At 38.1% G+C, this 16,071-nt stretch carries 17 protein-coding genes; 9 read left to right on the forward strand and 8 right to left on the reverse strand.

What is annotated here, in order from left to right; all coding sequences use genetic code 11:
• Positions 1–11: 11 nt before the first annotated feature.
• Positions 12–1,160: a DNA polymerase III subunit beta gene (dnaN, locus tag AC4CVF_RS18765; RefSeq protein ID WP_336954626.1), complete on the reverse strand. Its 1,149-nt coding sequence runs from the start codon at positions 1,158–1,160 to the stop codon at positions 12–14.
• Positions 1,161–1,271: 111 nt separating this feature from the next.
• On the reverse strand, positions 1,272–2,663 hold the full coding sequence (gene dnaA / locus AC4CVF_RS18770; RefSeq protein ID WP_336954624.1) for a chromosomal replication initiator protein DnaA: 1,392 nt from the start codon (positions 2,661–2,663) through the stop codon (positions 1,272–1,274).
• Between the two features lie 693 nt (positions 2,664–3,356).
• Between dnaA and rpmH the strand changes: the two genes are divergently transcribed.
• The 6 genes from rpmH (at position 3,357) to AC4CVF_RS18800 (ending at position 7,950) form a co-directional block, all read left to right on the forward strand.
• Positions 3,357–3,491 (forward strand): 50S ribosomal protein L34, encoded by a 135-nt coding sequence (rpmH, locus tag AC4CVF_RS18775; RefSeq protein WP_000831329.1) that lies wholly within the window; start codon positions 3,357–3,359, stop codon positions 3,489–3,491.
• Between the two features lie 33 nt (positions 3,492–3,524).
• Positions 3,525–3,917, forward strand: coding sequence for a ribonuclease P protein component (rnpA, locus tag AC4CVF_RS18780; protein WP_004718937.1), 393 nt, complete (start codon positions 3,525–3,527; stop codon positions 3,915–3,917).
• 9 nt (positions 3,918–3,926) lie between these two features.
• On the forward strand, positions 3,927–4,247 hold the full coding sequence (yidD, locus tag AC4CVF_RS18785; RefSeq protein ID WP_004718939.1) for a membrane protein insertion efficiency factor YidD: 321 nt from the start codon (positions 3,927–3,929) through the stop codon (positions 4,245–4,247).
• 5 nt (positions 4,248–4,252) lie between these two features.
• The gene (gene yidC / locus AC4CVF_RS18790; RefSeq protein WP_004718941.1) at positions 4,253–5,992 is read left to right on the forward strand and encodes a membrane protein insertase YidC; all 1,740 of its coding nucleotides are present in this window, start codon (positions 4,253–4,255) and stop codon (positions 5,990–5,992) included.
• An 89-nt stretch (positions 5,993–6,081) separates the two neighbouring features.
• Positions 6,082–7,446 carry a tRNA uridine-5-carboxymethylaminomethyl(34) synthesis GTPase MnmE gene (gene mnmE, locus AC4CVF_RS18795; protein WP_419360946.1) on the forward strand — a complete coding sequence of 455 codons (1,365 nt, stop codon included), beginning with the start codon at positions 6,082–6,084 and terminating at the stop codon, positions 7,444–7,446.
• Between the two features lie 141 nt (positions 7,447–7,587).
• Positions 7,588–7,950, forward strand: coding sequence for a NirD/YgiW/YdeI family stress tolerance protein (locus AC4CVF_RS18800; protein ID WP_490789814.1), 363 nt, complete (start codon positions 7,588–7,590; stop codon positions 7,948–7,950).
• Positions 7,951–7,982: 32 nt separating this feature from the next.
• Here AC4CVF_RS18800 and AC4CVF_RS18805 read toward each other — a convergent pair whose 3' ends face one another.
• Positions 7,983–9,164, reverse strand: a complete 1,182-nt coding sequence (locus AC4CVF_RS18805) for an MFS transporter (protein ID WP_336954621.1) — start codon at positions 9,162–9,164, stop codon at positions 7,983–7,985.
• Positions 9,165–9,325: 161 nt separating this feature from the next.
• Positions 9,326–9,592, reverse strand: coding sequence for a metal/formaldehyde-sensitive transcriptional repressor (locus AC4CVF_RS18810; protein ID WP_004818177.1), 267 nt, complete (start codon positions 9,590–9,592; stop codon positions 9,326–9,328).
• Between the two features lie 87 nt (positions 9,593–9,679).
• On the opposite strand from AC4CVF_RS18810, the gene dmeF reads away from it, so the two are divergent.
• Both dmeF and AC4CVF_RS18820 read left to right on the forward strand, forming a co-directional pair.
• On the forward strand, positions 9,680–10,630 hold the full coding sequence (gene dmeF / locus AC4CVF_RS18815; RefSeq protein ID WP_419360960.1) for a CDF family Co(II)/Ni(II) efflux transporter DmeF: 951 nt from the start codon (positions 9,680–9,682) through the stop codon (positions 10,628–10,630).
• A gap of 156 nt (positions 10,631–10,786) precedes the next feature.
• Positions 10,787–11,488, forward strand: a complete 702-nt coding sequence (locus AC4CVF_RS18820) for a DsbC family protein (RefSeq protein WP_419328824.1) — start codon at positions 10,787–10,789, stop codon at positions 11,486–11,488.
• Between the two features lie 69 nt (positions 11,489–11,557).
• On the opposite strand, the gene AC4CVF_RS18825 is transcribed toward AC4CVF_RS18820, so the two are convergent.
• The 3 genes from AC4CVF_RS18825 to guaD form a co-directional block, all read right to left on the reverse strand.
• A complete protein-coding gene (locus AC4CVF_RS18825) occupies positions 11,558–11,809 on the reverse strand; it encodes a GlsB/YeaQ/YmgE family stress response membrane protein (protein ID WP_004718955.1) in 252 nt (83 codons plus the stop codon).
• Positions 11,810–12,008: 199 nt separating this feature from the next.
• Entirely contained in the window at positions 12,009–12,536 is a 528-nt protein-coding gene (hpt, locus tag AC4CVF_RS18830; protein ID WP_004718958.1) for a hypoxanthine phosphoribosyltransferase, read from the reverse strand.
• Between the two features lie 232 nt (positions 12,537–12,768).
• The gene (gene guaD, locus AC4CVF_RS18835) at positions 12,769–14,100 is read right to left on the reverse strand and encodes a guanine deaminase (protein ID WP_419360962.1); all 1,332 of its coding nucleotides are present in this window, start codon (positions 14,098–14,100) and stop codon (positions 12,769–12,771) included.
• A 243-nt stretch (positions 14,101–14,343) separates the two neighbouring features.
• Between guaD and AC4CVF_RS18840 the strand changes: the two genes are divergently transcribed.
• Positions 14,344–14,910 (forward strand): nucleotidyltransferase family protein, encoded by a 567-nt coding sequence (locus tag AC4CVF_RS18840; RefSeq protein WP_490774642.1) that lies wholly within the window; start codon positions 14,344–14,346, stop codon positions 14,908–14,910.
• Positions 14,911–15,096: 186 nt separating this feature from the next.
• On the opposite strand, the gene AC4CVF_RS18845 is transcribed toward AC4CVF_RS18840, so the two are convergent.
• Positions 15,097–16,062, reverse strand: a complete 966-nt coding sequence (locus AC4CVF_RS18845; RefSeq protein ID WP_483770485.1) for a TerC family protein — start codon at positions 16,060–16,062, stop codon at positions 15,097–15,099.
• Positions 16,063–16,071 lie beyond the last annotated feature (9 nt).

The following is a 16,071-nucleotide window of genomic DNA, read 5'->3' on the forward strand; positions in this document are numbered from 1 at the left end:
AAATAAATCAATTAAACACGCATCGGCATTACAACGTAAGTTTGATTAGATTGTGTTGGATCTTGTACCAATACAGATTGATTCGCTTCAGACATGGTCATTGCAACATCATCACCATCTAAAACACTTAATACCTCTAAAATATATTGAGCATTAAATGACATTTCCATAGGAGCATTGGCATATTGAATAGCTAAATCTTCAATCGCTTCATCTTGCTCAGGGTTATTGGCACGTAATTGCAAAGAATCAGCATTAAAATTTAAGAATACCCCACGTAATTTTTCATTACTTAAAATCGCAACACGTTGTAATGATTGCTTAAATACATCATGTGGAATATTTACAACTTTGTCACCACCACGTGGAATCACACGTCGATAATCAGGAAATTTCCCATCAATCAATTTTGTGGTAAAACGTACGGTAATATCGCCTTGTTCTTTATCACGGCTAGAGGTTTGAATGGTAACATTCAGCAATTCACGACCAATTAACAAAGTAAGCTGCTCATCTTCGATACTTAAAAGACGCTGTAACTCACCTACTGCTTTACGAGGAACAATGGCTTGAACCAATTGAGCAGCAGTTGAAGACGCCAATGTTTCGCACAATGCTAAACGATGTCCATCTGTGGTGACTGCGCGTAATTGATTTTCATCAATTTCCAATAATGTACCAGTTAGATAAAAACGTACATCTTGAACAGCCATTGCAAACGAAGTTTTTTCAAATAAACGCTTTAATTCACGTTCAGTCACTTTAACTTGAGTGCCCTGGCTATTTTCATTGGTTAATAGTGGATAGTCTTCAGCAGGCAACGTCCCTAAAACAAAGCGACTGTTTCCAGATTTTAAAATACAGCGCTGATCTTCAGTAATCTGTAAATCAATCAAAGCTGCTGCTGGTAAAGATTTACAAATATCAACTAACTTACGTGCAGGAACAGTGGTTTCCCCTGCTTGTAAACATGCGCCTTCAGCTAGAGTTGTACTTGCAACAAGCTCCACTTCTAAATCTGATCCAGTAATCGTAAGCGCTTGATTTGTAGCTTGAATTTTCACGTTTGAAAGAATGTTTAAAGTATGGCGACGTTCAACTGCTCCTACCACATGGGACAAAACATTAAGTAAGCTCTCTTTCGCGATTTTCAAACGCACGGTGGAATTCCTCTAACTAAATATGACAGAAAATGTGGGTAATAAATTTTTTTTAATGACGTACTATGCGGCAGTTTATGCCGCATTGCAAGCGCGTAATTTGTACAAATTTTAACTTTGTAACAGGCGCATGAGGTTTTTATAATCCTCATTAAAAATTGGATCTTCGTCGCGTAAACTTTGCACTTTTTCACATGCATGCATGACCGTACTGTGATCACGCCCGCCAAATGCCATCCCAATTTCAGGGAAACTGTCTCCAGTCAGTTCACGTGCTAGCCCCATCGCCAACTGACGTGGTCGAGCGTAAATACGTGTGCGTTTTGGCCCCACCAATTCTTTCAATGGAATTCGGAAGTATTCACTCACCACTCGCTGAATATTTTCAGTACTGATGGTTCGGGCACGAATCGCCAAGACATCTTTCAAAGACTCACGAACCACTTCTAGATCGATTGCAGAACCCTTAAAGCGCGAGATCGCCACAACTTTGTTTAAAGCGCCTTCAAGCTCACGCACATTGGCAACAACTTGTTGTGCAATAAATAAAGCGCAATTGCGAGGAAGATCTATCCCACTACTTTCAGCTTTTTTCAGCAAAATTTCGATACGTGTTTCAATATCTGGTGGTTCAACTCCAACCGATAATCCCCATGAAAAACGCGATACTAAGCGCGGATCCAATTCGGTTAATTCTTTTGGATAACGGTCAGAGGTTAAAATAATCTGTTTAGACTCATCCAATAAAGCATTGAATGTATAGAAAAATTCGACAAGACTGGCTTCTTTACCTGCCAATAAATGAATATCATCAACCAATAATAAATCTAAAGAACGGCAATTCTTTTTAAATTCTTCAACCTTACCTTTTTGCAGAGAGCTGACAAAATCTTGTACAAAACTTTCCGCAGTCATATACATTACACGCGCATTTGGTTTTGCTTGTAATAATGCATTCCCAACTGCTTGCATTAAATGCGTTTTACCAAGCCCTGTAGGACCATATAAAAATAGTGGATTATGTTGAGATTCTCCCAGTTGTGTTAAAACTTTACGACACGTTTCAGCCGCCATTTGGTTAGAACGGCCTTCAACAAATAGAGCAAAATTAAACAATGGATTTAGTTGGCGTTTCTTCACATTTTTTGCAGAAACAACTTCATATTCTTTATCTTTTTTAGCTTTTGTATGATGGGTGGGTGTAGGCGAACTTTCAAGTGCTGCTGTTGTTGTCGCAGGTTGTTCAGAGGCAGAAAGTATAGCTCCCGGACGCGAGTCGACTATAATTTCGACTTTGCGAATTCGCCCTTCAGATAATTGTTCCGCCAAAATAGAAATCAGTTCTAAATGATGTTCTTGAATGTAGCGAGTCCAATATGGATTGGGTGCATACAGTTTTAAAGTATCTTCGACTTCTTCTGCAACCAAAGGACGAATCCACATGGCAAAGACATTATCAGAGAGCTCTTGTCGCAAGCGAGTTAAGCAGTCCGTCCAAAGCATGTGAAACCCCTTCATTCAATTTTAAATTCAAAAAAGACTATTTACCCCTACCCTAGTAGGTGAAGGGGTCGCCATTCTAACCAAGTTATCCACATCTGTCATGGTTAATTCAATCTAATTCGCTCAAAAAAGCAACCTTCTGTAAATAAATTTAAATTTAAAGCAACTGTGGATAAGGTTTTCCACAAGCTGTGGATAAATTATCACAGAAAGTTATCCATAATCCATCAAATTAATAGAAACATGGATACTCACAGGGTAAGTTATTATTATTTATCTTAAAAAAGCTGTTTTCCACAGAAAAAACGCTCCCTAATAATAATAAATATAAATTTTAAATTTGAATTTATTTATAAGGATCAGGATTTCTGTGGATAAAGCTTAAGTTATGAATTTAAATTCAAAACAACACGATTTTTAAATTTAAAATTAAGAAATTAAAGTTAAATTGTGAATCAGCCTATGGATAACTTTGAGGATATATCTGTGTGTAACTCTTATTTATATTATAAAATAATAAGTTATGCTGTGAATATATATTTTTAATAATTTATTCAATTTAATCTATATAAAGTTGTTGGCTGGGTAAAAATAAAGCGTCTATATAAAAGAAATGTGTATATTTATTGACAGAATAAAGAATGCACAATACAATCGCGAACCTTTAGAAAAGATCAATTTTGGAGTTTCGATATGAAACGTACATTCCAACCATCTGAATTAAAGCGCAAGCGTGTTCATGGTTTCCGTGCTCGTATGGCTACTAAGGCTGGTCGTCAAGTATTAGCTCGCCGTCGTGCAAAAGGCCGTCATAGTTTAACTGTTTAATCTTTTAAACAGTTGATAGACGACTTGGGTGTTATGTCTCTTTATAGTTTCAGTCCAGAGGTGAGAATCCACTGCGCTGCTGATTACAAAGATGTATTTGATGGTGCGCTTTTTAAAGTGCATCAACCCCATTTTATATTCTTAGCAAAAGTCACCGAACAGCCTAAAAGCCGTTTGGGTATTGTTGTTGCAAAGAAGAAAGTGCGCCGTGCGCATGAAAGAAATCGAATAAAACGTTTAACGCGTGAAAGTTTTCGCTTAAACCAGCAAAATATAGATTTGTTGGATATTGTGGTGATGCCTAAAGTTGGTATAGAAGCAGTTCCAAATGCTGAGCTTTTTCAGCAATTACAATTTGCTTGGTTAAAATTGCAGCGCATTGTTAAAAAGCACCATAAAATAGCTCAATCTTCCCCTCAAAAATAGAGGATACCAATGATTCGTTTATTGCATTGGTTGATTCGTTTCTATCAAATTGCGATTAGTCCTCTCATTGGACCTCGTTGTCGTTATATTCCGACTTGTTCTCAATATTCGTTAGAAGCAATCCATACGCACGGCGCATTAAAAGGTAGCTGGTTAGCAACCAAACGCGTGTGTCGTTGTCATCCTTGGGGTGGGTATGGTTATGATCCTGTGCCAAAAAAAACAATTCGTTTTATTTCATTTCAGCAAATAGATTCTCAAACGCTTCATGTTCCTGTACCCTTGCGTGAACGTTTATTGAACCAAAATCACTCTAACCACTTGGGGTAATAGATATGCAACAATGGGCCAGGTTTGCAATCCTTGGGGCCATGTTAGTCACCGCATATTTGCTCATTTTGGCTTGGCAAAAAGACTATGGTCATGACAATACATCGAAGGCTGCGACACCGCAGGCTGTTGTAGCGCATGATGTGTCTGCCGATCTGCCAAAAGGTCAAGCAACTGCGGCCACTAGCGATGTTCCACAAGCAAATATAGCTGCTGCACAACAGAATACAGCTGCACCAGCCACAGCAAATCAACAATTGATTTCAGTACAAACTGACCTTTATCATCTTTGGATTAGTCCTAAAGGTGGTGATATTGTTCGTATTGAATTACTGAATCATGACAAGAGCAAAGACAGTGATCAGCCTTTTGTTATGCTTGAAAGTGATGCAAAACGTACCTATGTTGCGCAATCTGGGTTAATTGGATTGAATGGTCCGGACAGTAAGCCAGATCGTCCAAACTATGCGTTTGAAAAAACTGCTTATACTATTGCAGATGCCAAAGCAGCCAAGGACAAAGATGGCAAAACATCTCAAGTTTTAGCTGTACCAATGGTATTTAAAACAGCAGATGGCGTTGAAATCATCAAAACATTTACCTTTAAACAAGGTCAATATCCAATCGATGTGAGCTATCAGGTTGTCAACCGTAGTGCGCAAAATTGGCAAGGACAAATGTTTGGTCAAATTAAGCGTGATAACTCAGATGATCCAGGAAAAACCTCGCAAGGGATTTTTACACTTGGAACATATTTGGGTGGCGCTTGGGGTACCCCTGATGAGCATTATAACAAGCTAAAATTTGCAAATTTTACCGATGAAAAACTCAACACTGAAGCAAAAGGCGGATGGGTTGCGATTGTTCAGCATTATTTTGTAAGTGCTTGGATGCCAGGTCATTTTGGCGGTCAAGAATACACAGCAAAATTGGAATCTCGTAAATCTGCAGATGGTATGAATATCATCGGGTTTACTTCTCCAACCATCAATGTTCCAGCTGGAAAAGCAATGAGCATTGATGCAACGTTCTACTCAGGTCCAAAAATTCAATCTGAATTAAAAGACTTGGCTGTTGGTTTAAACCAAACTGTAGACTATGGTTGGTTATGGCCAATTGCAAAATTATTATTTGCTGGCTTACAGTTCTTCCATAATCTTGTGGGTAACTGGGGCTGGTCAATTATCTTATTGACTGTATTGGTTAAGCTTATTCTTTGGCCTTTGTCGTCTAAGAGCTATCGCTCTATGGCGAAAATGCGTGTGATTGCACCTGAAATGCAACGCATGAAAGAAGAGTTTGGTGAAGACCGCATGCGTTTCTCACAAGAAATGATGGCGCTTTACAAACGTGAGCAAGTTAATCCACTTGCGGGTTGTCTACCATTGTTGTTGCAAATGCCAATCTTCTTAGCATTGTATTGGGTATTGATGGAATCTGTAGAGCTTCGTCATGCACCATGGATGCTTTGGATTCAAGATTTATCTGCAATGGATCCTTGGTTTATTTTGCCGTTGATCATGGGTGTAACGATGTTTGTTCAACAAATGTTGAACCCACAACCTACTGATCCAATGCAAGCTAAAGTCTTCAAAATCATGCCGATCATGTTTACAGTATTTATGCTGTTCTTCCCTTCAGGCTTGGTTTTATACTGGATTGTGAACAACTCGATCACGATTCTGCAACAATGGTTTATCAACAAAAATGTTGCTAAAGCCAAAGTCGCAAGCGAAGTGGTTTAATCTTCATAGATTAAGCAATAGCTGAAAAAATCCGCTTAAGATGGTAATCTTAGGCGGATTTTTTTATTGTCAAAGTTTGAGTAATTTAGATGAGCAACCCTGTAAGCCAAACCACAATTGCAGCAATTGCGACTCCACCTGGACGTGGTGGTGTAGGTGTGATTCGTCTATCTGGTCCTAAGGCTTATGCGATTGCACAAGCTTTAACTCAAAAAGTGCTTCCTCAAGCGCGCTTTGCTGGTTTTCGTCAGTTTTTTGATGAAAAAGGTGAAGTGATGGATGAGGGCCTAGCAATTTGCTTTCCAAATCCAAACTCGTTTACGGGTGAAGATGTGGTGGAATTGCAGGGACATGGTGGTCCTGTAATTCAAAATGCACTTCTTGCACGATTGTTTGAGCTGGGTGCTATCGCCGCCAAAGCAGGCGAGTTTTCCATGCGAGCCTTTGAAAATGGCAAAATGGACTTGGTTCAAGCTGAAGCGATTGCAGATTTAATTGATGCGACCTCACAAGCAGCTGCACGTTCAGCAGTACGTTCTTTGCAAGGTGCGTTTTCCAATAAAGTGAATACCGTGTTGGAAAAACTGATTCATTTACGTTTGCATGTTGAAGCGGCGATTGATTTTCCTGAAGAGGAAATTGACTTTTTGGCAGATGGAAAAATTCTTCATCTGCTTGAAGATGTGCAATCTTCTGTTTCTGCTGTACAACACTCTGCGCGCCAGGGACAGTTATTACGTGAAGGTCTGCAAGTGGTGATTGCAGGTAAGCCCAATGCGGGTAAATCTTCGTTATTGAATGCCTTGGCGGGAAATGACCGTGCCATTGTTACGGATATCGCAGGAACAACACGTGATGTACTGCATGAGAAAATTACTTTAAATGGCTTGCCTATCACACTGACAGATACTGCGGGCTTACGTGAAACAGGTGATGTGGTCGAAAAAGAAGGCATTCGCCGAGCAATCAAAGAAATTGAACAAGCGGATTTATTACTTTTGGTCTATGACCTCAGCCAAGGTGAAAATCCTTTAGCACTTGCTCAGCGCTATTTTGAAGATCATTTAGAAACTAAACGCTTGATGTTGATTGGGAATAAGTGTGATTTAACTACACAATCACCTGAATTAAGTGATTTTCAAGGTTTTCGCCATATTAGCGTATCGGCCAAGCAGGAAATGGGCGTACAAGCGCTTATAGATGCGATTACAGCGCATGCTGGCTTCCATCCTGAAGAAGATACCTTTATTGCACGGACTCGCCATTTAGACGCAATGAAGCGCACTCAGCACTATCTTGCAGAAGCACATGAGCAACTTGAGGTCTATCATGCGGGTGAACTGGTCGCTGAATCGTTACGTTTAGCACAGAATGCCTTAGCTGAGATCACAGGCGATTTTAGTGCTGATGATCTGTTAGGGGTAATTTTTGGCTCGTTCTGTATTGGAAAGTAATCCTTTACTGTAAAAGATTAAAAGTGGACATGAGTCCGCTTTTTTTTTGATGAAAAGTTGTGCTTTTGTAAGCTTAATTTACATCAATCTTATAATTGTTTACTGTAAGATCAATTACATATTCAACAAAGGCTTCTTTTCATGAAAAAAACTCCTTTATTGCTTGCGATTGCTGTTTTAGTGATGACGTCAAATGTTTGGGCAGGTAAAGATGATCATGTGATTATTCAAGAAGCTGCCAAAAACAAGATCACCATTGGACAAGCAATACGTGCCAATGATGAAACAGCTGTTACCTTGACGGGGACAATTGTTCGTCAAATAAAACATGAACATTATGAGCTAAAAGACAGTACAGGAACCATCGGGATCGAAGTGGATGATGATCTTATCGATTTAAAAAAGTTAAAACCGGGTACCAAAGTTAAAGTTGTAGGGGAAGTGGATACTCACCGCTATAAATCCACTGATATAGAAGTGGTTAAAATTGAGATTATTCAATAATCGATTTTAACCAACATCTAGGCGCACAGCGCCTAGATGTTTGATCTAGCTTTAGTTTTTAAATGACTGATCAATAAATAAATACATAAGATACCAATTCCTGCACAAAAGCCTAAAACACCAACCATTAAACCGAAATGATCAGATAAAAAGCCTGCGCTAATGATCGGCACAATGGTACCAAAATAGGCAATAAACAAATAAGTGGAAACCACAGCTGCCCGATTTTCAACATTGGTCATGTGGTGAATCAATGCAAAAGCACTCAGTAACGTTAAACCATGCCCCATTCCGACCAAAACCACACTCAAAAAGAATAAGAAACTCCACTGCATGGTCATACAGATCGATAAGATAATATAGCTGGAAATCAATAAGACTAAGCCAGTATTCAATGCTTTATGCATATCAAAAGACTTTGCGATAAATTGGACGATTGCAGAAACCATTAAGATACTGGCAATGGTTGCACCACTGACCAATGGCCCATGCCAAGGAATCACATCTCGAATAAAGGAGGGTGCCAATGAGGCAAATAAACTAAATGAGCCAAAAGCACAGAATGCGGTAAAACTGGCGATATAAAACAGTTTTTTAAATTGAGCTTCTGGCAGTTGTAAGTGGGGCGCAATAGAAAATGGCTGCCTTTCAAACCTCATGGTTTTAATCGTAAATAAACTCAGCAAACTGATGATTGCTGCAACAATTACGGGTAAATAAGGTGTGACAAGTGGGCGATCAGAAAATTGTGCGATTGCACCACCAATAAACGGGCCAAGTCCAAAGCCAATCACGGTAATAATTGAACTTAACTGTGCTGCATTCTGCTTATGTGAGTCAGGAATGGTATAAATCAAACCTAACATTGCGGAGGTACTGATCAACCCAGAGGCAATACCAATAATAAAGCGCCCAAATCCAAGCAAATATGTGGTTGATGCAAACACTGAAAGTGTTAAGCCAATCACAGCAAACAATAGCCCGATTTGTAAGGTACGAATAAAACCAAAACTATTACTGCTACGTCCTAAAAATAATAATGTGGTTAAGCAACCAAACATATAGGCCACGAAAATATAGGTGATCTGGCTTGGAAGTAATTGCCAAAGTTGTTGATAAATTGGATATAAGGGGCTAGCAAGCGCTGTACCAATCGTACCAATACATAAGGCTAGGCTGATCATTAAAAATGAACGCCATGATTGTTGATTCATAAATATAGGACTTCAAATGCAAATGTTTTGCAGATAAAAATGCCAAACCTGTTCAATACAAAGTTCGGCATGGAAGGAATTGAGTATGGAAAGATTAAAACTTAATCAGTAAAGGGTCAATGGAAACTTAAACATTCAAGCACAGATGACTGTGAATTGAGTTATGAATAGCGTTTTAGCAACTTTAAAAATTCTTGTAATTCAGCTTCATCCACGGCTTGGGTGTCTTTAATCACATGCTCGGTTAAATGCTGCTCAATCAATTCATTCATTAAGCCATTCACGGCACCTTTAATTGCCGCAACTTGCTGTAAAACGCTGATACATGAGCTGCTTTGATCATTCAAAGCTTCTTCAATCGCATGAATTTGTCCTTTTAGTCGTTTCACACGATTGAGGACTTTTTTATCTTGATGTAAATGACTCATAAACTAATCCGCTATTTTATATACTCCCTTATAGTATATTTTAAATTGAAATTATATACTTGAGGGGAGTATATAGGATCATGTCTCATGCAATTCAAAACCATTCAGCGAAAGCATAGCCATCAATTTGATCAAGGTAATCCTTTAGCACAAAAGAAAATCTTATGGGCGACCATTTTGACTGGATTGATGATGTTTTTTGAGATTGCGGGAGGCTGGATTTTTAATTCCATGGCATTACTCGCAGATGGTTGGCATATGAGTTCGCATATGCTGGCATTAGGCTTGGCTTATGCTGCTTATCGAGCCGCTCATTATTATGCGCAGGATTCGCGTTTTAGTTTTGGCACATGGAAGATTGAAATTCTTGCTGGCTATAGCAGTGCAATTCTATTGATGGTGGTGGCCTTATTTATGGCCTTCCAGTCGCTAGTGCGTTTATTTCATCCTGTACAGATTCATTATAATGAAGCGATTTTGATTGCTATTTTAGGCTTATTGGTCAATTTGGTTTGTGCATGGTTATTACACGATCATGCTGACCATCACCATCATTCACATATGCATAATGACCATCATGGACATGATTTAAATCAAAAAGCTGCGTTTTTACATGTGGTTGCAGATGCACTGACCTCTGTCTTGGCGATTATTGCACTCTTTGCTGCAAAGTATTTGGGTTGGGATTTTTTGGATGCTGTATTGGGGATTGTTGGGGCAATTTTAGTCGGACGTTGGTCATTGGGTTTAATCAAAGAAACGGCCCAAACATTATTGGATGCGGAAATGGATGATCCTATCGTCGAGGAAGTACGTAAAGTGATTGAGCGTCTAAATGTTGAAGCCCAAATAACCGATATTCATGTGTGGAAAGTTGCTAAAGGCAAATTTTCAGTGATTTTAGCGCTTGAATCCAATGATAAAAATTTAAATGCAGATCAGGTACGTCAGGTTTTATCTATTCATAAACAATTGGTGCATATTTCTGTTGAAATCAATAAAACCGCGATGTTTAGTTGGGTTTCACGTGAAACCTGAGCAAGAATAAAGTACAGCTTTTTTAACAGTTCAAGGTACTATGATTGGCAGAGAACCATTGCAATCAGAGATAAGGATCAATCACAGTTTTTAAACAAGTCAGTTGATGAATTATGCTTTAATGCATCTCAATATTTATTTTGATTTTATCGATTTATGTTAAAGCAATTTATCGCATTGAGCTTAAGCCTAGCTTTTTGTACAGCTGGTTTTGCCAGTGTTGAAACTGTGAAAGCAAAATTAGCCCAGCAGTATCCCAATGTAAAAATTAATAATCTGCAAATCACAGAAATGCAGGGTTTATATAGTGGAACCTTGGATAATCAAATTGTTTATGTCAATGAGGATGCTCAGCATTTATTTATTGGTTCAATGATTCGTTTGAAAGATCAGCATAATTTAACTAAAGATTTAGCAGTTAAAGAAAATACTATAGATTTTAAAGCCTTACCTTTTAATGATGCGGTAAAAACAGTCAGGGGGAATGGTAAGCGTCAGCTTGCAATCTTTTCTGACCCAAATTGCCCATATTGCAAGACTCTTGAAGGGAATTTAGCCAAGCTCAATGATGTGACAATTTATACATTTATCTATTCGATCAAAGCACAATCGATTTTGCCATCTAAGCAAGTATGGTGTTCTGTAAATAAAGAATATGCATGGAAAAATTTAATTCAAAATGGGATTAAGCCGACAGCGCCAGCAAATTGTGCAACCCCCATCGAGCGTAATTTGGAATTGGGTAAAAAATTAGGTTTGCATGGAACACCAGCGATTATTTTCTCAAATGGTTATAAAGTCATGGGCGCCTACCCTGCTGAAGAAATTGAGAAAATATGGAAAAATTTTGGATTATAAACAATACTTAGAAAGCTAACGGCGTAAAAAAGCACCCATTCAAGGTGCTTTTTTTATGGAGAAGAAAATTTAAGTACGTTTGGCAATCATGTTATAGATAAAGAGTACAACTATTGCGCCAATGACTGAGGCAATAAATCCAGCTGAGGCACCTTTTGGATATAAGCCGAGTAATTGACCACCATAGGTTGCAACTAATGAACCTACAATACCAAGTGCTGTTGTTACAATGAAACCAGCTTTGTCATCGCCTGGATGAATCGCACGTGCAATCAAACCTGCAATAAAACCAATCACAATTGCACTAATCAGTGACATCATAATCTTTCTCCTTTTTCTTTATTTTGTCGTGAGTTACTGTGTCGAATGAGTTTAATAATCAAATATTCTGTTGTGAAGTAAAAGCGCTTATTTGCTACAAGTTGTTGCATTTTTGTTCACTATAACAGCTAAAAAAATAAAAAAAAGCGACCGAAGTCGCTTAACTCATTTTAGTTAAAATGATGTGATGAAGTCTCAATTAAAGACCAATTTCTCCAATAAACGGAATATGACGATATTTTTGATCATAGTCTAAGCCATAGCCCACAATGAATTTATCTTCAACTTCAAAGCCAAGAAATTTCACGTCTAAATCGATTTCACGGCGAGACGGTTTGCTGACTAAAGTACAAAGCTCGATCGAATTGGGATGCCGTGTACTTAAAATTTCCAATACTTTGCTTAAGGTATTGCCAGAGTCAATAATATCTTCTACGACTAAGATATCCTTACCGCGAATTTCGCCATCTAAATCTTTGAGAATTCTGACATCACGAGAAGATGTTGTACTGCCACCATAGCTTGAAACGGTCATAAAATCGAGTTCATGAGTTTTGCTGATTGCACGACATAAATCAGCCATAAAGATCACTGAACCACGCAATAAACCAATTAAGACAAGTTCTTTATCGCTATTGGCATAATGTGCATCAATTTTTTTACCAAGTTCCTGAACTTTTGCATGAATTTCTTCAGCAGAAATCATCACTTTCATTTCAATAGTCATGGGAAATACCTAAAAACGTAAACATCAAATTCTAAAATTAAAAAAGGTGTTGACTAGCAACACCCTAAAAGATGACATAATTTTAAAACATATCAGATCAAGATGCATCTTTTTTGACATTTGAAAATGTAAATGTCCTAATTTAAACCAAAATGATTAATGTGCATCACGTTTTAAAATGAATGCACAGATCACAAAAACTGTACCAATCAAAATTAGTTTTTTCTTCGATTTACGCGTTTTTTGTTTCGCTTTGCTCATAGGTTTTTTGTCCATAAATATAGGTGGCTTGAATATTACGATCATCCCCCATGGTAAATAAGGCAAATAATGCATCGTCTATGTTTTTAGCACGTTCCTGACGCAGTTGTTGTAGCGCCGTTGCTTTTAAATCTAGCACAACAAAATCGGCTTCTTTACCGATATTGAAATTGCCCAATTGCTCATCCAAATGTAACGCTTTCGCTCCACCAAGTGTTGCATGGTAAAGCGCTTCCATTGCCGAAAGTTTATCACCTTGGAGTTGTTGCACTTTGTAGGCTTCATTGAGGGTTTGTAATTGGCAAAAGGCTGTTCCTGCACCAATATCTGTCCCTAAGCCGACTTTCACCTGTTTTTCCCAGGATTTTTTTAATGGGAATAAACCACTTCCCAAAAATAAATTGGATGTCGGGCAAAATGCAATCGCTGAATCAGTTGCATGCATACAATCCCACTCATGCTCTTCTAAATGAACACAATGTGCGAAAACAGAACGCTCTCCTGTTAAACCATAGTGGTGATAGACATCCAGATAACCTTTCTGCTCTGGGAATAAGTCTTTGACCCATGCAATTTCATTTTTATTTTCACTAAGATGGGTATGCACATATACCGTTGGATACTCTGCTTTTAACTGGCCTGCTTTTGCCAATTGCTCAGGTGTAGAGGTTGGAGCAAAACGCGGGGTAATGGCATATAGGTTACGACCTTTACCATGCCATTTTTCAATCAGTGCTTTAGAGTCAATATATGCACTTTCAGCAGTATCTGTGAGTGCTTCAGGTGCATGACGATCCATCATGACTTTACCTGCGATTAAACGCATCTGATGCTGTTCTGCAGCTTCAAACAAGGCATCGACTGATTGCGGATGTACTGTACAAAAAACCAGTGCTGTCGTGGTGCCATTTTTAAGTAATTCTTGGACAAAAAACTGTGCGATTTTGTCGGCATAGGTTTTATCTGCAAACTGAATTTCTGTTGGAAAAGTATAAGTATTTAACCATTCTAAAAGTTGTTCACCATATGCACCCACCATTTCTGTTTGAGGAAAATGGATATGGGTGTCTATAAAACCAGGCACAATCAGTTGTTCTGGGTAGTGATCAATTTGAATATCATCTGTCAGGTGAGACTGTGCATTTTCCCAAGGGCCAAACCATGTGATTTTGCCTTGCTCTGTGATGAGTAAACCATCTTCGATATAACGAACTTCATCAAATATTTGAGCTGCTTGAGAAACGGTATTTTTAATATCAAGAAAACGCCCACGAACCGCTGTTTTCTGTACAACACAAGACATGTAAAACCTGCAATTTATCCTTTTTTCGATTGATTGTACCTGAAATTTGTATCAGGTGTTGTATGCAGTTTTACGCGAAAGCATTCTAAAAAATTGAATAATGTTATTTTTTATTGTTTTAGCAGCGAGAATTTTTTATCGAAATATAACTAAAATTAGTGGTTAAAGGCATATTCTATATTGTGAGTTTATCTTTATAACAATAATCGGTAGAGTCTAGTAAAATGGTGAAATAAGACAATAATGGACAATACTAAGCAGTTAAAACAGATCATCTATTCATGTCCTGAATTGATGCTCCGATTACAGTATTTGCGAGATATTCATGCACATGCATATTTGAGTGCAGGTGTAATTCGTAACTTGGTCTGGTCTATTTTACATCATCAGGGTTATGGATTTGATCAGATTGAAATCGATGTCATTTTCTATGATTTAAATGATCAACAAGGCCTTAAAGAGCAACGTTTGACTGAATTGTTAAAGCAAAAATTTCCCAATAATGAATGGGATGTGGTTAATCAAGCCTATGTGCATTTGTGGTATAAAACAGATGATGGATGTTCTATCTCTCAATACCAATCCTTATTCGATGCTTTATCCGTATGGGTTGAAACGGCAACTGCAATTGCAGTACGTTTACTTGAAAATGATGATATCGAAATTATTGCGCCGTTTGGACTAAATGATTTGTTTGAATTAAAATTAAGATGGAATAAACGTTTAGTCAGTTATCCAGTTTTTTTAGCACGGATTCAGGCTAAACAGTTTTTGATCAGATGGGAAAAGCTGCTTGTTGTGGATGATTAGGCGATCAGGATTTAAATCAATCAAAGCATAGTGAAGACCATACTCCAAGACAACAGATAGCTATTACAACAGATGATTATGCTGATGGATAAAGATTTCATTTCCATACTGTCTATACAATTTAAATCGTTGAGTATTATTGTTGATCATAAAAAAGCCTTCCAATTGGAAGGCTTGATGTAGTGTTTATAAGGTTGTTTCATGGTGCTTTTTGCTATGGCAAATAGAGAGCCAAGCTGTAATTGCCAAGACAATCACAATGAAACCTAACGAAATCCAAATCGGCATATGGAAGACATCCAGCATTAACATTTTAAAGCCAATGAAGACTAAGATGATGCCTAGGCCATAAGGCAAGTAATGCATTTTAGACGCGGCACCCGACAATAAGAAGAACATTGCACGTAGACCTAAGATCGCCATTAAATTCGCAGTTAATACAATAAAGGGGTCACTGGTCACCGCAAAAATCGCAGGAATAGAATCGACCGCAAAGATCACATCGGAAGCTTCAACTAAAATTAAGACAAGGAATAACGGGGTTGCCCACAACACGCCATTTTGACGAACAAAGAATTGAGCACCTTCTAATTTTGGGGTGATTCGCATGTGTTTACGCAACCATTTTAGAATAGCCATATCTTCGATATTGGTTTCTTCTTCATCCTGTCCTTTAAGGAATTTATAGCCTGTATAAACCAAGAAAGCACCAAAGAGATAAAGCACCCAAGAGAATTCTTGAACGAACCATGCGCCAATAAAAATAAAGATGGTACGTAAAATAATCGCACCTAATACACCATAGAGCAGAATTTTACGTTGTAAGCCTTGTGGAATTGCAAATGCAGCAAAAATCATCAACCAGACAAAGACATTGTCGATCGCTAACGATTTTTCAAGTAGATAACCTGCAAAGTATTCCATGACTTTGCTATTGGCAATAGAAACACCCGCGGTCTGTTGTAAATACAGCCATAAACCACCACCAAATAATGCTGCAACACTGACCCATGCAATGCTCCAATAGGCAGCAGTTTTAATTTTGACTTCTTGCCCTTCTTTTTGTTTAAAGCCTAAAAAGTCGATCAGTAGCATGACAATAACAATAGCGAAGAACGCTAGATACAGCCATGGATTGCCAATAGTTTCCATAAAACTCTC

This window comes from Acinetobacter sp. LipI_19, assembly GCF_058242925.1.